Raw genomic sequence first — 17,905 nt, forward strand, 5'->3', positions numbered from 1 at the left:
CATACAAAAAGGCAGGGGCTCCCCGAAGCGTTCAGCCCGGGGAGGGCTCGTTCCTTTCATCGGTGCGGGTCAGGCTCCGGATCCAGCGGAAACTGTTCCCGTAAATGGCGGCCGGGATGCACTTCAGATACTGATCCGCGTTCAGCATAAGCAGCACGATGACCGGGGATGCATCCCAGAGGAACGCGCATGCGAAGGACAGCGGGATGACGATGCACCAGATGACAATCAGATCCATAATCATCACGTACCGGGTATCGCCGCCGCCGCAGATGACGCCGGTGTTCATGCACATCTGGTAGGACATCACCACCAGCACGGTGGACTCGATCAGAATGAAAGCATTGGCCAGGCTCTCCGTCTCCGGTTCCAGCACATACAGACTCAGCAATGGGATGCGGATCAGGAACAGGATGGTTCCCAGCAGGACGCCGATGCAGAGGAAGATTACCTGGAATGTCCTGGTGTATTCCTTGACTTTAGCCACATCGCCGCTGCCCACGGTCTTCCCGGTCAGGATAGCGGCAGCGGAGGAAGCGCCTACCGATGTGACTTTCAGGAACAGGAAGATGGTGGAGGAGATGGAGTGGGCAGCGATGGCCCCGGAGGACATGTGCCCCAGGATTACAGTCTGCAGAGCCGTATTGCAGCCCCACAGGAATCCGGTGGTCACCACAGGTAAGCTGACGCGGATGTAGTCGTTCAACAGTGCGGAATCCATGGTGATGAGGTCTTTAGCCCGCAGTTTTAGACGTTCATCCCGAAGCAGCACATAGCAGACCACAATCAGGCATTCCACGATGCGGGCGGTCAATGTACCGATGGCAGCGCCTCGCACACCCATCTCCGGAAAGCCGAAGCGGCCGTTTATCAGGGTGTAGTTGATGGAACAGTTCAGCAGCAGCGCCACGATGGACACGTACAGCGCAATGTTCACTTTCTCCACCACCCGCATGCCGCCCAGCAGAATGGTGGTCACGGCGAAGAACAGGTAGCTGAACCGGACGATTGCCAGATAATCCATTCCCTGTCTGACGATAGCCTCATCATTGGTAAAGATGCCCACAGCCCCATGGGGGAACAGGCTTACCAGAGCGAAGAGGAGCGCGGCAATGCCCAGAGCGGCCCAGAAAGCAATGGCCATCAGCCTGCGGACTGGGTCAGTCTTTTTCTGGCCCCAGTACTGGCTGGCCAGCACCACCATGCCATTACTGATTCCGAAAATGAGCTGCTGGAGGATGAACTGAATCTGGTTCACCGCCGCCACGCCGGAGAGGGCCGTCTCAGAGTAGCCCCCCAGCATCACATTGTCCGCCAGGTTCACGCTCAACACCACGGCCTGCTGAAGCATCAGGGCGCTCATCAATTTAAAAAAAGTCTTGTAAAAAGTCTTGTCCTTTGTCAGCATAGTTTCGACTCCCTTTGGTATTGCGCTTATCTTGCGCTTTCTCTGATTTTCTGTAGCAGACTCTTGCCATCTCTTTAACCCAAACCGAACGCCAGCCCAATCAGCCTGACGATGAAGGCCGCAATCCACGCGATGACGCACTGGCCCGCCACCACTCCTGCAGCCCATTTCCAGCCCAGCTCCCGCTTCACGGAAGCGATGGCGGCCACACAGGGCGTGTAGAGGAGACAGAATACCAGCAGACTGGCGGCGGCAATGGGCGTGATAACGGTAAACAGCATCTCCGTGGTGCCGAACAGCACATTCAAGGTGGAGACCACGCTTTCCTTAGCCATGAAGCCCGTAATCAAAGCGGTGGACATCCGCCAGTCACCGAATCCCAGGGGATTCAGGACAGGGGCGATGACGCCCGCTGCCGCGGCCAGCATGCTGTCCTGGGAATCCGCCACGATATTCAGATGGAAATCGAAAGTCTGCAGGAACCAGATGACAATGGTGGCGATGAAGATGACGGAAAAAGCCCTCTGGAGGAAGTCCTTTGCCTTGTCCCAGAGAAGCCGCCCTACATTCTTTGCTCCCGGCAGTCTGTAATTCGGCAGTTCCATGACAAAAGGGACGGCCTCTCCTTTGAAAGCGGTTCCTTTCATCAGGAGAGCCAGCAGAATCCCCAGAAGCATTCCCAGCACATACAATCCTATCATGACGAAAGCGCCATGCCCCGGGAAGAAAGCTGCGGTAAAAAAGCCATAGATGGGCAGTTTCGCGGAGCAGCTCATAAAGGGAGTCAGCAGGATGGTCATCTTCCGGTCCCGCTCGGAGGGCAAAGTCCTGGTGGCCATCACGCCGGGAACCGTACAGCCAAAGCCGATCAGCATAGGCACGATGCTCCGGCCGGACAGGCCGATTTTGCGCAGCAGCTTGTCCATGACGAAAGCCACCCTGGCGATATAACCGCTGTCCTCCAGAAGAGAGAGGAAGAGGAACAGGGTCACGATGATGGGGAGGAAACTCAGGACGCTGCCCACGCCGTTAAAAATGCCGTCTATGATCAGGGAATGAAGCACTTCATTCACGTTGGCCGCGCTCAGGGCAGCGTCCGTCAGCCCCGCGAGGAAATCCACGCCCATGGCCATCAGTTCCTGGAGCCATGCGCCGATTACATTGAATGTCAGCCAGAACACTATGCCCATGATGCCCAGAAAAGCGGGGATGGCTGTATATTTTCCCGTCAATATCTTATCGATTTTTGCGCTTCTGGCATGTTCTTTGCTCTCCCCGGGCTTTACCACAGTGGCGCTGCAGATTTCCTGGATAAAGGAAAAGCGCATGTCAGCGATGGCGGAGGCCCGGTCCATGCCGCTCTCTGCCTCCATCTGGCAGATGATATGCTCCAGCATCTCTTTTTCGTTCTGATCCAGGCCGAGGGCCCCCAGAATGCGGGAATCCCCCTCGGTGAGTTTGCCGGCGGCGAAGCGCACGGGGATATCCGCCCGTTTCGCGTGATCCTCTATCAGGTGCATGATGGCGTGGAGACATCTGTGCACGGCGCCTCCGTGCTGGTCCTCCTTACAGAAATCGATTCTGCCGGGGCGTTCCTGAAACTTGGCCACATGGAGCGCATGCGATACCAGCTCGTCGATGCCCTCATTCTTTGCCGCCGAGATAGGTATCACGGGAATGCCCAGCATGTCCTCCATCTCGTTGATCTGGATAGAGCCGCCATTTCCCCGGACCTCGTCCATCATGTTCAGGGCCAGCACCATGGGAATGTCCAGCTCCATCAGCTGCATGGTCAGATAGAGGTTTCTCTCTATATTAGAAGCATCCACGATATTGATAATGCCCTTGGGATGTTCCCGCAGGATGAACTGCCTGGTGACGATTTCCTCGCTGGAGTAGGGGGACATGGAGTAGATGCCCGGGAGGTCAGTAATCAGGGTATTGCTGTGCCCTCTGATGACGCCATCCTTCCTGTCCACGGTGACACCGGGGAAATTGCCCACATGCTGGTTGGCGCCCGTGAGCTGGTTGAAGAGGGTGGTCTTGCCGCAGTTCTGGTTCCCGGCCAGGGCGAAAGTCAGCTGCGCGTCGTCAGGCAGAGGATTCTCTGTCGCTTTCACATGGTATTTGCCGCCTTCGCCCAGTCCGGGGTGGACGATTGATTTTTTGTCCTCTTTCTGTCCGGGCAGGGACACCTCCGGCGCGGAGGCGCGTACATTTTGAATGGTAATCTTCTCGGCGTCAGCCACCCGCAGGGTCAGCTCATAGCCATGGAGCATGAATTCCATAGGGTCTCCCAGAGGGGCATATTTGATCAACAGGATGTCTGTGCCCGGAATGACGCCCATATCCAGAAAGTGCTGCCGCAGCGCGCCCTCGCCGCCCACAGCTTCGATAGTGGCCCATTTTCCGATTGGCAATTCTTTTAAGGTCATGATGTCCGTTCCTCGCTTCCGTAAATACTTGCGGGATAAAAGAGAAACCCGGATACAGCCGCTTCGCCGTATCCGGGCTTTCGCCTTCGTCACGTAGAGATGCCAGACCAACAATGCGGTCAGTCAATATCGAAATAAATATACTGCATTACGACAAGATTTGTCAAGGGGAATCATTAAGATTCAATATCTGTTCTCTGCAAGCCGGACAAAGTACAGAAATATTTCGTAAAGGGAATCATGGCGGACGGGATTCTGTATACAGGGGAGCGATTATGATAGAGAGACAGAGGTGAAGGGCGGCGGAGACGGCCTGGGCCATGAGGCGGTAAAAATGGCGGGAAAAATGTCGAAATCAAGTTGCAGAAATCCGCAGGAAAGAGTATAATCAAAATGCTTCACTAACTATATGCAGGACAGGGGAAAGTACGCGAACCCTTTTCCCCGGAGTCTGACGAAAGAGGGATGAACATGAGCGAAAGTATCACAAAGGAACTGCTGGAGCAGTTCGAGAAAAACTGCAGCGCCGACGCGGCCTGCCAGGTGGCGAAGAACGCCGTCGTGGAGAATGGCCTGAAAGCATCGGCGAAGAACGGGGAGGCGCAGCGCACCTCGCGCCACAGCTTTTCAGTCAATCTGAAGCAGGGCGCTATCACCAACCAGAAGCAGAGCGGCCGCTGCTGGATGTTCGCGGCGCTGAACACATTCCGGTTCGAGGTCATCAAGAAGCTGAATCTGGAGAATTTTGAGATTTCCCAGAGCTATATGTTCTTCTATGACAAGCTGGAGAAAGCGAATTTCTTCCTGGAGAGCATTCTGGACACACTGGATGAGCCTACGGGAAGCCGTCTGATCGCATGGCTTCTGTCTGCGCCCATGAATGATGGCGGACAGTGGGATATGCTCTGCAGCCTGGTGGACAAGTACGGCGTGGTCCCCAAGTACGCCATGCCTGAGTCCAAGGCTTCCTCTGCTTCCGGGGAGATGGACTGGGTGCTGACCGTGAAGCTGCGTGAGGATGCCTGCCGTCTGCGCAAGGCTTACGCAGATGGGGCAAAGCGCGAGGAGCTGGCCAGCCGGAAGGAAGAGATGCTGGGCGAGATTTACAGGATTCTGTGCATCTGCCTGGGAGAGCCTCCCAAGACTTTCGATTTCGAGGTGGAGGACAAGGACGGCAAGTTCATCAGAGAGTGCGGCCTGACGCCGAAAGCATTCTTTGAGAAATACGTGGGACTGAACCTGAATGACTACATAAGTTTAATCAATGCGCCCACAGCGGACAAGCCTTATCACAGAAGCTACAGCGTGAAGTTCCTGGGCAATGTGAAAGAGGGCCGTCAGGTGCGCTATCTGAATCTGGAGATTGAGGAGCTCAAGAAAGCGGCCATCGCCCAGATGAAAGACGGGTCTCCCGTATGGTTCGGCTGTGATGTAGGGAAGTGCTCCACAAGGGACGGCGGCGTCATGGACACCAATGTCTACAAGCTGGAGGAGCTGCTGGGCATGAAGTTCGGCATGGACAAGGCCGAGCGGCTGGACTACGGCGAGAGCCTGATGACCCACGCCATGGTGTTCCAGGGCGTGAACCTGGACGAGAGCGGCAAGCCCAACCGCTGGCGGGTGGAGAACAGCTGGGGCGAAGAGCCCGGTGAGAAAGGCTACTATGTCATGAGCGACGACTGGTTCGATGAGTACATGTACCAGATTGTGGTGAACAAGAAGTATCTTTCAGAGGAACTGGTGAAAGAGTACGAGTCGGAGCCGATTTTGCTGGAGCCCTGGGATCCCATGGGATCGCTGGCTGTGGTGAGAGGCTAGACTTCATCTGTAGCTGCATGGGAGACACATAATCGGTTCCTTGGCAGGAACCGGAGGAAAGGGACTGCGGTAATGCAGTCCCTTTTTCTGGCCTTACGGGAGTATTTCATGGATAAAAATTGCTGGCTGTTGCAGATCAAGGACAGGCAGTATGCCTCATGGATTCAGGACTATATGGGGGAGATTCTCCCCATAGGAATCAATTTCGACAGGAAGAGCAAGGAGCATACCTGTGTCATTGAGGCCTGGGGGAAGAGGACCTGAAAAACTCGCGGGACGGCCCTTAGACGGGGAATCTCTGCCTGCGGCAGAACGGGAACCCCGCCTAGCGCACCGTGGCCCCGAACGGCATCAGCGCCAGCTTTGCAATCTTGAAGCACTGCAGCCCGAACGGAATGCCGATAATCGTGCAGCACAGCAGGATGCCGTTTATGGCGGCGGCCAGGGCCAGCGGAATCCCGCTTATGATGATCCACAGGATGTTGGCCAGGAGGGACATGGCCCCGCCCCCGTATTCAATTTCCTTTCCAAAGGGAAAGAATGCCAGGGAAGCGAACTTGAAGCACTGTGTCCCGATGGGGATGCCGATGACGGTGACGCACCACAGAATGCCCGCAAGCGTCCAGCCCAGCCCCTGCCATAATCCTCCGCAGAGGAACCAAATCAGATTACCTAAACAGCCCATATATTACCTCCGTAAGTGTGCCACAGCATGAATGAAGATTCAGGGTGTCCGTCATGCCGCACGGACAGAGCCTTTCATATGATATGTATTATATGCAGTCCGCTCCGTCCGGTTCCGGGCCGCCAGCCGTCCGCACCGTAATCCCATTGACCACGACTCCGCCGTCCAGCGCGATTACCAGGCATTCCCTGCCGTCTACCTGCTTGGTCTCGATCAGGTTCGTGCGGTCCGGCTTGACCTTGATGACCACATCAGGGGTCTTTACCTCAAAGGAGCGGGTCTCCATGATATTGTTCATGAGCAGGGAAGTGCTCTCCCCGGCGGTCTCGTCATAGTGTTTGTCGAACTCGGTGAGCTTCTCGTCCGCCACGCCGCTGTCCGCCAGGATGGTCCTGACCTGGGTCTTGTCCAGGGTCACGGGCTCCGGGGCCTCCTTGTTCTCCTGGGCCAGCTCCGTGAAGCGCTCATGGATGTCCTTTACCATCTCGATGCTGCAGTCCTCCCCCAGGGTATCTTCAATCAGGGTCTGGAAGGTCTCTTTCTGGTCGCCTGCGGACAGGGGCAGGGGGCAGCCGAAGAGCCGGTCCACGAAGCCTTCCTGGAGCTCATCCGGATTCTTGGAATAGTAGAGCAGGCTGTGGATGTCCGCCCCTCTGTCATTAAAAGCGGGGAAGAGGAAGCCTCTGTCCGGCAGGGACACCACCCAGTCCCTGACCCGGTTCTGGAAAGCGTTCTCCTCGGGATTGTAGCTCAGCCCCGGTTTGGACAGCTCCACAGGGCAGATGCAGGAGAGTATGTACTCATAGATTTCATCAGAGGCATCCTCCATCTCCATACCATCGGAGGCCCTGCCGGGCACGTCGTAGACATCGTGCACCAACAGAATCAGGTAATTGCCTACGAATTCGTAGTTCTCTATGATGCGGTCGAAATATTCCTCCAACAGGGCTTCGTCCTTTAGCTTGCTCTCCCGGAGCTTCAGGAGAAGGCCGTGAGCATTCAGGGCATCTGTGGCAGGGCTTTTTTCTGTAGCGGTCCCCGGGGAAGGCATTCCATCGATTCCTGAAACGCCTTCGTCTGTTAGGACATTCCTGCCTGCCGCCGCGTCATCTAAAGCCATATCCCTGGGAACTGCTTCCGATGCACCGATAGAAGAGGGGCTGTCTCCATCCGCCGCCGGGCTTTCGATCCACTCACCGGAAAGCGGGAACTCCAGGTTCAGCAGGTTCTTGCCCAAAGTGCCCGAGAGGGCCTTCCGCAGAATCTCGAAATATTTGAACATCTCCTCCTCCGGCAACGCCAGGAAGGCCTGCCCGAAGAGGGCTTTCTTATTCTTCTCCCCGTCCACGTAGCAGCCGCAGATGCGGGTGATGGAGCAGTTCTTGGGGGTGAGGAGCTTTTTGATCTCCGATATATCCTGTTTCGTCATGTCTGTACCTCCCGCGCGCTTTGGCGCGCATTGTCCGCGTTCGCGGCTGTGAGTCAAGTATATACCAAATTTTTGGAATGGGCAAGTGTCAGGATGAACTTTGAATATTTGGTTGAACTAGCCGCGCCGGTATGTTAGAATGAGTCTCAGAAAGCTGCAGAAAATCGTCAGGTGGACAGGTCTGTGTAAACCTGCCCGCCCGGCCGAGGCGTTTCGGCAGGACGCTGAATATGAGCCTGCGGAAATGTTTCTTCGAGCCAGGGTGCGGCAGTTGTCGTTTTGACGGCTTGGAAATCTACAGGGAAAGGGAACACTGCGGCAAATATACAGGAAGGTTTCCGGCGATATCCATCAGCCTGAAGGATGTGGGAGACACATTAATCAGGCCATAATCAGGGTCGGTGTGGCAAAAAATCTTGTGTTACTATGGAAAAGGAGTTCCTGCGAGCCCTGGGCGGGAGCAGGCCGAATACGCAAAAGACAGGTATCTGCCGTGGATGACAGATGTCCGGGAAAGGTGTAAATATGATATGAAAAAGGACAGGAAGAATTTTGACGGAAAGGGATTCATCGCGGAATTCAGGAAATTCATCATGAGAGGCAATGTGCTGGATATGGCAGTGGGCGTAATCGCGGGAGGCACGGATTTCAGCTACCTGACAGTGACGCTGGGCAGCGGGGAGAATGCACCTGTACTGAATTGCGGTAATTTTATTACGGCGGTCAGATGTCCCCACTGTACTTCACACCTGGAGGATGAACATGCGGCGTAAGAATATTGGAAAAAGATATGCATGCCTCGGAGTGATGGCGGCGATCGCGGTGGTTCTTGGTGGCTGCGGCGGTGGCGGGGAGCGGATTCAGAGCGCCATGCAGATGATTGGAGAGCTGAATTACGAGGGCGCCCTGGAGCAGCTGAGTCTGGCGGAGGAGAATGGGGAGAATGTCCGCCTGATCCACAGGGCCAGGGGAATCGCCTATATGGGGCTCACGGATTATGAACAGGCTGCCGCCTGCTTCGAGGAGGCGCTTGCGGGGAGCAACGGGCTGGTGCAGAACGTGGATTTTGATTTGAATTTCTATCTGGCAGCCGCTTATACAAAAAGCGAGAGATACGGCGAGGCGGAAGACATTTACGATGCGATTCTTTCCCTGCGCTCCGGCAATGAGGATGCCTATTTCCTGCGGGGCAATGTGCGGCTGGCGCAGGGGAACTACGAGGGTGCGAAACAGGACTTCGATAAAGTCGTTGCCATGGACGCGAAGAATTACGACAGGCTGATAGAGATTTATCAGGTGCTGGATTACTACAGCCATGGGGAGGCCGGCAGGGAATATCTGCAGGCGGCGCTGGAAGCCGGAGACAAGAATATGGACAAGTACGCCAGCGGGCGGATCTACTATTATCTGGGAGAGTACCAGAGCGCATATCTCGCTTTGGAAGAAGCCAGAGAGAGCGGAGGCGTGGAGAGCTATCTGTATCTGGGCAAATCCTATGAGGCTACCGGGGATTACAATTATGCCGCAAGCGTCTACAACAGCTATCTGGAGAAATACGAGGGCAATGCGGAGATTTATAACCAGCTGGGGCTCTGTGAGATGGCGAAAGGGGAGTACAGGAATGCCCTGGATGCCTTTCAGGCGGGCATGCAGCTGCAGAACGTGACCATGATGCAGACCCTGTCCTTTAATGAAATCGTGGCCTATGAGTATCTGGGGGATTACCGCCAGGCCGGCATATTGATGGAGAATTATCTGAAGAACTATCCTGACGACGCGCAGGCCAGACGAGAGTACGAATTCCTGTCCAGCAGATGACAAAGCGTGCCTTGCCAAAAACAGGCAGAGCTCCAAAGCGGGCATTCTTCCGGTTTGCGGCAAGTTAAAAAAGAACCGGGCGATGAGCCCGGCTCTTTTTGGAGGGGGATTCCTTCCGGAGGAACCTCCGCCCTGTTATCTGGTTCGGCAGGAGCGATTAGCCTACTACGGTTACGTTAGTAGCGCGAATCTTGCTGCTGTTCTGAGGATCGCACTCAGTGTCGAAAGTAACCTTCTGGTTTTCCTCCAGAGACTTGAATCCGTCAGCGTTGATAGCGGAGAAATGTACGAATACTTCCTCGCCGGTTGCATCGTTTGTGATGAAACCATAACCCTTCTGTGCATTGAACCATTTAACTGTACCGTTGTTCATTGTGGTACCTCCTTTAAGTAATAAAAAATTTGTGATTCTTAAACGTCGGGCAAAAAAATCACATATTTTTGTAAACCATCATCAAAGTAATAGTGACTTACAAAAATATGTGAGTTCCATGACTTTCATTTAGAATACGACTATGAGTATAGCTTGCTTTTCCCAAAATGTCAATAACTTTTTTTAAGATAGAATAACTTTTTTTTATATAGGGAAAACTTGGTATCATACTGAATATAGAAAGGACTGGTTCAAAATGATGATGTTGGGTGTGATGTGGATGATGACTGCGGTGGTGGTGGGCTTCATGCTGGGCAGGGTCTCCATGTACGGGCAGGATCTGGCCCCGGATGAGCAGGGAGAAATGGAAGAGGGCCGTTCCATGGAAGAGGATACACAGACAAGAGCGGGGAGGGGCTTTCCCTGGAGTAAAAAGGGGCATCACGAGGTGGAAAAGGTGCACTGGTCTGTGGGAAGCCCTGTGTCCGGTTTTGCGGAGGTGCGGGAGGACGGTGAGCGGTCAGTGGTAGTGATCGATCCCAATTGCGATTGTGTGTATGCGCCTGCCAACGGAAAGATTACCAGGCTTTTTCCCATGGGAAACGCTTTCCGGCTGGTGACGGAGTTCGGGGCGGAGCTGTATGTCCAGGTGGGAGACGGGGACGATGAACTGATGGGAGAATACTATCGGCCCAGAATCATGCAGAATGAAATCGTAGGGAAAGGGAAGCTGTTGATAGAGTTTGACAAAAAAAGGCTGGAGATGGCAGGGGCTTCCTGCCGGGTGAGCGTCTGCGTGGAGGGCTGCCGGTATGGGGGAAATGTGAAAGAGACCGCAGGAGAGCAGGTCAGGATTGGGGAAGAGATTTTCCGGATCCAGGGAGAAGCCGGACAGGAGATTCCGATTCGGGACAGGGCGTTTGGATGAGGAGCTGAAAAACAGCAGGAATATATGGTTGGCACGGGGGGAGGAGGGATGGTACAATAGAATCAAAGAACAAGGTGAAATACGGACAAAGGAGGAGTTGGCGTCATGGGATGGCAGGAAGAGCGTATGGTTCCGATTTGGACCGGGAATACGGTGTATGAGGAATCGGCGATGTTTATCGGGGGAGCAGACGGCGGGATAAGGCCCGCGCCGTTAATCTATCGGGCGGATAAGGTCCTCGGGGTCTCCGCTGCGGACAGGAAGACGGTTTACCGGGAAGGAGAAGACTATATTCTGGAGGATGGCATGCTGGTCCGGCTGCCGGATTCAAAGATTCCTGTGTGGAATTATGAGGAGTTCTATCTGGAGCAGCCCGCGGCTTTTACAATCAGCAGCAGGACAGAGCAGGGGAAGTTCATCCGGTTCGACACCGCGGATGCATATGCTGCCCGTCAGGTGCTGGTGACTTATGCCCATCAGGACAGGTGGTGCGGAGTGGTGCCTGCGTATCAGGGGGAGATCCTGCGCAGGACCGCGGATTTTCTGCGGAACCGTCAGCCTGTGAAGATAGTGTATTATGGGGACAGCATCACAGCGGGGTGTGACGCCAGCAGCATGTGGAACATAGAGCCTTTCGCGCCGCAGCTGTCGGAACTGGTGACGATGGAGCTGAAAACCCGCTGGGGGTATGAGGAGATTGAAGAAGTGAACACCGCGGTAGGCGGAACCGACAGCGCCTGGGGCCTGACGGAAATTGAAGAGCGGGTGTGCGCCCACAGGCCGGACCTGGTGGTGCTGGGCTTTGGCATGAATGACGGAGGAGGCGTCAATCCCCGCAGGTATGAGGCAAATGTGCGGGAGATGATACGGAAAGTGCGTAAGGCGATGCCCGAGGCGGAATTTCTGCTGATAGCCACCATGCTGCCGAACCCGGACGGGACAGGCTGGACCTGTTTCCAGCCCATGTACCAATGGAACCTGAAAAAAATCGCGGCCCAGACACCGGGCGTGGCGGTGGCCCCGATGACGGATGTGAGCGAATATATTCTGTCCCAGAAGGACTTTGAGCATGTAACGGGGAACGGAATCAATCATCCCAATGATTTCCTGGTGAGGGTTTATGCCCAGGTGCTGGCGGCGTCGCTGGTGGCAGGCTGAGAAAAGGAGGTTCATAAAAAAACACTTGACAAATACCCCGTGGGGGTATATCCTGTAAATGCGAGGATAGATACCCCTATGGGGTATTTTGCATCCTGCAACAGGCAACAATTGGATTGGAGGATAGAAAGATGGCTGAGGGAAATACTACGAAGAGTCGGGAATGTGAGGAGAAAGATTGCTGTTGTCATCAGAAAGCCACGCCACGGAGCGAGAAAGAGCTGAAAGCTTTGAAGAATCGCCTGAACCGTATGGCGGGCCAGTTAAGCGGCATCGGGAAGATGCTGGATGAGAACCGCTACTGCGGAGAGGTGCTGACCCAGGTGGCTGCCGTGGAGAGCGCGCTGCAGTCCTTTGCCTATCTGATTTTACAGGAGCATATGGAGACCTGTGTGGTGGAGGAGATTCAGAAAGGGAATTTTGCGGTGGTGGAAGAAGCGGTGGAACTGATGAAGAAGCTGAAGTGACAGGCGGCTTTTGGAATCAGGACAGAAAAAGGAAAGGGAAAGAAGCATGAAAGAACGATATCATATTTCCGGCATGACCTGTTCAGCCTGCTCCTCCCATGTGGAGAAAGCGGTGAATAAGCTGGCAGGCATAGAGAAAGCTTCGGTGAACCTGCTGACGGAGACCATGGAGGTCAGCTATGACGAAGAGAAGCTTGGAAGAGAGGAAATCATCAGTGCCGTGGAGAAAGCCGGATACGGCGCATCTCTGATTATCGGCGGAGCGGGCGGAAAGACGCGGATAATAGTTGATAAAGGCGGCGGGCAGGGCGCGGCCGGGGCAGCGTCTCCGGGCTGCGACGGAGGAGCCTGCAGCCTGGCCGCCGGTCAGGGAAGCGGAGCAGCCGCCCCCGGCCGGGACAGCGTTCAGCGCAAGGCAGCGGAGGAGGCAAGAGCCATGAAGTGGCGGCTGGGCATTTCCATCGGCTTTCTGCTTCCCCTGATGTATGTGGCCATGTACCATATGTACAACGAGTGGTTCGGGCTGCCGATTCCGGGCTTTGTGCATCGGTATCTCCATGGGAATGAGAATGCCGTGACCTTTGCCATGACACAGCTTCTATTGCTTTTGCCCATCATATATATGAACCGGAAATTTTTTGCCGTGGGCTTTAAGACATTGCGGCATCTGAGCCCGAATATGGACAGCCTGATTGCGCTGGGGGCCTCTGCGGCGATTGTCTACGGCATTTTTGCCATGTACCGTATCAGCTTCGGGCTGGGGCATGGGGATATGGGGCTGGTGGAGCAGTATTCCCATGATTTGTATTTTGAGTCCGCGGGCATGATCCTGACCCTGATTACGGTGGGAAAATATCTGGAGAGCCGCTCCAAGGGCAAGACCAGCGAGGCCATCACAAAGCTGATGGACCTGTCGCCCAAGACCGCCATCCTGCTTTCGGAGGACGGCAGCGAGGTGGAGGTGCCCACGGAGGAACTGGTAAGCGGCGATATCTTTCTGGTGAAGCCGGGGAGCCTGGTGCCGGTGGACGGTACGGTGCTGGAGGGATATTCCAGCGTGGACGAGGCGGCGATTACCGGGGAGAGCGTGCCTGTGGAGAAGCAGGCGGGCGACAAGGTGGTGTCCGCCACGGTGAACAAGGCGGGATTTTTGAAATGCCGGGCCGACAGGGTGGGGGAGGACACCACGCTGTCCCAGATCATCCGCCTGGTGGAGGAGGCCAGCGCCAGCAAGGCTCCCATCGCCCAGCTGGCGGATAAGGTGGCAGGCGTATTCGTGCCTGTAGTCATCGGAATTGCGCTGGTGACTCTGATTGTGTGGCTGATTGCGGGAGCGGGGGCTGAGTTCGCCATCTCCACGGCCATCGCGGTGCTGGTGATATCCTGTCCCTGCGCGCTGGGGCTGGCCACGCCGGTGGCAATCATGGTGGGCACCGGCGTAGGGGCAGGCCATGGGATTCTGATTAAGTCCGGCGAGGCGCTGCAGCGGGCCAGAGAAATCGACACCGTGGTCATGGACAAGACGGGAACCATCACGGCGGGAAAGCTGAAGTGCATGCAGGTGGGCGTTTTTGTGCAGGATATGTCCGTGGATACTATGGTGCAGATTGCGGCGGCTTTGGAGAAGAAAAGCGAGCATCCCCTGGCGGAGGCCGTGGTGGAGCATGCCGCCGTCATGAAGCTGCCATTGCCGGACATAAAGGAGTTCAAGGCAGTGTTCGGCAGGGGCGTGGAGGGCGTGTTGGCAGAAGATATGCCGCCCCGGCGGTTTGTGCCCGAAGAGGATGGGCCTGCTGCATCGGTTAATCTGGTGCCGGAGGAGGATTCCCGGGAAAAAAGCGCAGCAGACTTTGCTCCGGCAGACGGGACGGAAAAACCGGAAGACTGCAATGGAGCCTCAATTGATGAGGGCATAGATACATGCCCGGCTGCCGGAAAGGCACGGAAAGCAACAAAGGCCGGTAAGCCCTCAAAAGCGGGGCGGGAGGCCGTCCTGGCACGAAAGGACGCGGGGGCAAAGGCCGGAACCCGGTACCTGGTGGGAAATCAGGCCTATGTGGAGGAAAACGGAATTGCCATAGATCCCATGGTATTACAGGGAATCCGGAGCATTGCGGATGAGGGAATGACGCCGCTGCTGGTGGCCCGGGAGGGGAGGCTCTTAGGCTTCATCGGCGTGGCGGATGAAATCAAGGCCTCGTCTGAGACGGCTATCAGAAAGTTCCAGGAAATGGGAATCCGGGTGGTGATGCTCACCGGGGATAACCGGAGGACCGCGGAGGCGGTGAGGAGACGCCTGGGCATTACCGAGGTAGTGGCGGAGGTCCTGCCCCAGGATAAGGAGAAGAAAATCAGCCAGCTGATCGCGGAGGGCGCAAAGGTGGCCATGATAGGAGACGGCATCAACGACGCGCCTGCCCTGGCGGCAGCGGATGTGGGCATGGCAATCGGCGCGGGGACGGACGTGGCCATGGAGAGCGCGGACATCATCCTGATGAAGAGCGACCTGCGGGACGCGGTGACAGCGGTCCGTTTAAGCCGGGCAGTCATCCGCAATATCAAGGAGAATCTGTTCTGGGCATTCTTTTATAATGCGATAGGGATTCCATTAGCGGCCGGAGTGTGGTATCCTGTATTTGGGATTAAGCTGAAGCCCATGTTCGGCGCGGCTGCCATGAGCCTGAGCAGCATCTTCGTGGTGGGCAATGCGCTGCGGCTTAGGGGATTCAAGAGCGGATTTGCTTCCTCTAAAAGGAAAAGGCCGGCAGCACAGGACGATGCCGCAGCGGCAGCGGAGATGCCGGATAGGGCAGGGCAGGAGGAGAAGTCCCCGGCCGGGATGAGAGAGACGACAGAGACAGAAACAACAACAGGCGCGGCAGCAGACCGCGCGGAAAGGAAGGAAACTATGACAAAGGTAATGACGATTGAGGGAATGATGTGCGGCCACTGCACAGGCAGAGTGCAGAAAGCGCTGGAGGCGCTGGAGGGCGTAAGCGCCGTCACAATGAGCCTGGAGGAGAAGACGGCCACCGTAGAGCTGGGCGGGGAGGTTTCGGATGAGACACTGACCGCAGCGGTGGTAGAGGCAGGATATGAAGTAAAGGGGATTGCGGAAAAATAACAAGAAGAAAGTCGTGGACAATGACATTGTAACCATGGGAGCCAGGTTATGCGCTATATCGTAAAATGTGGAGACGCGAAAACAACTTACATTTCCGGGGGGGTATTTGTGTCCAATGGAAGATGGACGCACCCTAAGATGACGCTGAATGACTATGAACTCGTAGTGGTACTGAAAGGCCGGTTCTGGATGAAAATCGGTGGAATGAAAAAGGAATTTCAGGAGGGCGATTGCTTTCTGCTATTTCCTGATGAAGAACATTATGGGATAGAAGGGGCATGGGATGTGTCGTTTTACTGGCTTCATTTTCAGATTCAGGGGGAAGAGGTCATAGAAGGGGAAAGGCATATCCTGCCGGTCATAAGGCAGATGTCCGAGCAGGATTCTGACTGTTCTGTCTTGAATGAGCGCTGTCATCCGGAAGAAATGGTGCAGTTAATTATATTGATTAACCAGCTTCTGTATTATCAGTCCCTGTATAAGAAGACAGAGGCGCCTGTACGTCCCTGTGATATCATGATGGAAATGGTATTGTATGAGCTGGCGCAGGTGACCCGGAAAATCAATCTGGAGAAGCTTCGGATAGAATCTCTGGATAATGGGACGGAGATGGATAAGATATATGATTATATCCGCGCCAATTGCTACAAGAATCTTCAGATTGCGGAGGTGGCCAGACAGTTTGGGTATAATCCCCAGTACTTTATCAGGATGTTCCGACGGAAATCGGGACAGAGTCCCAAACAATACATGATTCAGCAGCAGATACAACAGGCAAAATATCTGTTCGCGACCACCAGCCTGAAAATCACGGAAGTGGCCGAACAGGTGGGGATGAGTGATGTGAGAGCATTCAGCAAGCGTTTCAAGAAATATGAAGGGATTTCTCCCAGCGAATACCGCAAAGCGTTCCACAAGACGCATTATAACAGCAGATAGGCGATTATGACAGGGGCTGCCGTACAGAGTGATGTACGGCAGTTTTTTTATGGATATAAAAAGTCAGCTTTTGATACATAAAATCAGAAAGAGCATATTTTTTTAGTACAGATATTTGACTTATAATGTGCATATTCTTATATTTCCTGAAAGGAGCAAAAGAAATGATTCCATGGCAAAAAAATGAGAAAGACAGTCTGATTGAGGCGGAGGTGATGGAGGAAATTTATCAAAAACTGCGGACGCCGCTTAAATGCGGTCCGGTGATGAAGCTGGAGGATAAGTTCACAGACAGCCCCAGCATATTCCGCCTTAATGACTGTTACTGCATGTACTTTGTCACGATTTCAAAGGAGTGCAGTACATCGGGATACGAAACGCATCTGGCAGTCTCAAAGGATCTGCGGCATTGGGAGGATAAGGGCACGGTGCTGGAGAGAGATGGAAGCGACAGGTGGGATTCCCGCCAGATAGCGGGATATGCGGCTTTTATGCCGATTGCCTTTGAAGGGGACCACGAGCTGAAGCGGATAGGGGGAGAGTACTGCCTTTTCTATCTGGGAGGAAATCAGGATGGCTATGAACCTGATCCGCTTTATACGGGAATGGTGCTGTGCGCCGATCCCATGGCTCCGTCTACCTACAGGAGGATGGGAGAACCAATCCTCTCTCCCTGTGACGCCGATTGCCGGCCGGGTGAAGAAAAGACCATTTACAAACATTTTCCGTTTGAAGATTCTGCCCGGGCGACAGGATATCCTTATGTTGATTTCTATAATGCGAAGGACAGGGAAGACAGGGAGAGAATCTACCTTGCAGTGTCTGAAGACGGCATTCATTGGGAGCGATATGGAGATGGTCCTGCCCTGGATCAGATTACGGACGATCCGGAGGGCCGGATCTGCGGCGATCCTCAGATTCTGAAAATCGGAGATCTGTACGTGATGCTTTATTTCCGATATCGCAGGGGAGCCGGCGCTTATAACACCTTTGCCTGTTCCCGAGATTTGATCTGCTGGACGCCCTGGGAGGGAAAGCCGTTGATTGAGCCTGAATTTGCCTGGGAAGATGTTCATGCCCACAAATCATGCTTTCTCCGGGAAAATGGAATCAATTACCATTTTTACTGTGCGGTGAACAGCCGAAATGAACGGTTTATTGCGCTTGCTGTTTCCGGATGAATGTTTAAAAGTATTAAAAGTACACATTATAGTATAATAAGCAAGTTTGATTTATAGTGCAAAAAATCTGATTAGAGATTTTATTCCTATAAAGTTTAGTGGTTTATGTGAATAAAAGTATGGAATATATAGGCAATAAGCG

At 54.4% G+C, this 17,905-nt stretch carries 16 protein-coding genes; 11 read left to right on the top strand and 5 right to left on the bottom strand.

Going from position 1 to position 17,905, the window contains the following annotated elements:
• Positions 1-31 precede the first annotated feature (31 nt).
• Positions 32-1,408, bottom strand: coding sequence for an MATE family efflux transporter (locus NFS35_RS15245; RefSeq protein WP_251207986.1), 1,377 nt, complete (start codon positions 1,406-1,408; stop codon positions 32-34).
• Between the two features lie 74 nt (positions 1,409-1,482).
• On the bottom strand, positions 1,483-3,843 hold the full coding sequence (gene feoB / locus NFS35_RS15250) for a ferrous iron transport protein B (RefSeq protein ID WP_251207987.1): 2,361 nt from the start codon (positions 3,841-3,843) through the stop codon (positions 1,483-1,485).
• A gap of 471 nt (positions 3,844-4,314) precedes the next feature.
• Here feoB and NFS35_RS15255 point away from each other — a divergent pair, with 471 nt between their 5' ends.
• Both NFS35_RS15255 and NFS35_RS15260 read left to right on the top strand, forming a co-directional pair.
• Positions 4,315-5,661: a C1 family peptidase gene (locus NFS35_RS15255; protein ID WP_251207988.1), complete on the top strand. Its 1,347-nt coding sequence runs from the start codon at positions 4,315-4,317 to the stop codon at positions 5,659-5,661.
• Positions 5,662-5,769: 108 nt separating this feature from the next.
• On the top strand, positions 5,770-5,925 hold the full coding sequence (locus NFS35_RS15260) for a hypothetical protein (RefSeq protein ID WP_251207989.1): 156 nt from the start codon (positions 5,770-5,772) through the stop codon (positions 5,923-5,925).
• 61 nt (positions 5,926-5,986) lie between these two features.
• Here the strand turns inward: NFS35_RS15260 and NFS35_RS15265 are convergent, their stop codons facing one another.
• Both NFS35_RS15265 and NFS35_RS15270 read right to left on the bottom strand, forming a co-directional pair.
• Positions 5,987-6,346, bottom strand: a complete 360-nt coding sequence (locus tag NFS35_RS15265) for a YccF domain-containing protein (protein ID WP_251207990.1) — start codon at positions 6,344-6,346, stop codon at positions 5,987-5,989.
• A gap of 88 nt (positions 6,347-6,434) precedes the next feature.
• Positions 6,435-7,775: a DUF4317 domain-containing protein gene (locus tag NFS35_RS15270; RefSeq protein WP_251207991.1), complete on the bottom strand. Its 1,341-nt coding sequence runs from the start codon at positions 7,773-7,775 to the stop codon at positions 6,435-6,437.
• A 191-nt stretch (positions 7,776-7,966) separates the two neighbouring features.
• On the opposite strand from NFS35_RS15270, the gene NFS35_RS29700 reads away from it, so the two are divergent.
• The 3 genes from NFS35_RS29700 (at position 7,967) to NFS35_RS15285 (ending at position 9,593) form a co-directional block, all read left to right on the top strand.
• Positions 7,967-8,167 (top strand): AAA family ATPase, encoded by a 201-nt coding sequence (locus NFS35_RS29700; protein ID WP_275564694.1) that lies wholly within the window; start codon positions 7,967-7,969, stop codon positions 8,165-8,167.
• A gap of 138 nt (positions 8,168-8,305) precedes the next feature.
• A complete protein-coding gene (locus NFS35_RS29310) occupies positions 8,306-8,548 on the top strand; it encodes an MscL family protein (protein ID WP_330640255.1) in 243 nt (80 codons plus the stop codon).
• Positions 8,538-9,593, top strand: coding sequence for a tetratricopeptide repeat protein (locus NFS35_RS15285; protein WP_251207993.1), 1,056 nt, complete (start codon positions 8,538-8,540; stop codon positions 9,591-9,593). Before NFS35_RS29310 ends, NFS35_RS15285 begins: the two co-directional genes overlap by 11 nt.
• A 157-nt stretch (positions 9,594-9,750) precedes the next feature.
• Here NFS35_RS15285 and NFS35_RS15290 read toward each other — a convergent pair whose 3' ends face one another.
• Complete coding sequence (locus NFS35_RS15290) at positions 9,751-9,966, bottom strand: cold-shock protein (protein WP_251207994.1); 216 nt, start codon at positions 9,964-9,966, stop codon at positions 9,751-9,753.
• Positions 9,967-10,222: 256 nt separating this feature from the next.
• Between NFS35_RS15290 and NFS35_RS15295 the strand changes: the two genes are divergently transcribed.
• From NFS35_RS15295 to NFS35_RS15320, 6 genes are all read left to right on the top strand, one after another.
• Complete coding sequence (locus NFS35_RS15295; RefSeq protein WP_251207995.1) at positions 10,223-10,894, top strand: PTS glucose transporter subunit IIA; 672 nt, start codon at positions 10,223-10,225, stop codon at positions 10,892-10,894.
• A 105-nt stretch (positions 10,895-10,999) separates the two neighbouring features.
• Complete coding sequence (locus NFS35_RS15300; RefSeq protein WP_251207996.1) at positions 11,000-12,052, top strand: SGNH/GDSL hydrolase family protein; 1,053 nt, start codon at positions 11,000-11,002, stop codon at positions 12,050-12,052.
• Between the two features lie 131 nt (positions 12,053-12,183).
• Positions 12,184-12,519, top strand: a complete 336-nt coding sequence (locus tag NFS35_RS15305) for a metal-sensing transcriptional repressor (protein WP_251207997.1) — start codon at positions 12,184-12,186, stop codon at positions 12,517-12,519.
• Positions 12,520-12,565: 46 nt separating this feature from the next.
• The gene (locus NFS35_RS15310) at positions 12,566-15,643 is read left to right on the top strand and encodes a heavy metal translocating P-type ATPase (RefSeq protein WP_251207998.1); all 3,078 of its coding nucleotides are present in this window, start codon (positions 12,566-12,568) and stop codon (positions 15,641-15,643) included.
• Positions 15,644-15,691: 48 nt separating this feature from the next.
• Positions 15,692-16,582, top strand: a complete 891-nt coding sequence (locus NFS35_RS15315; RefSeq protein ID WP_251207999.1) for an AraC family transcriptional regulator — start codon at positions 15,692-15,694, stop codon at positions 16,580-16,582.
• 164 nt (positions 16,583-16,746) lie between these two features.
• Entirely contained in the window at positions 16,747-17,763 is a 1,017-nt protein-coding gene (locus NFS35_RS15320; RefSeq protein ID WP_251208000.1) for a glycoside hydrolase family protein, read from the top strand.
• The last annotated feature ends 142 nt before the right edge of the window (positions 17,764-17,905 follow it).

The organism is Acetatifactor aquisgranensis, assembly GCF_943193215.1.
Lineage (GTDB): Bacteria > Bacillota > Clostridia > Lachnospirales > Lachnospiraceae > Acetatifactor > Acetatifactor aquisgranensis.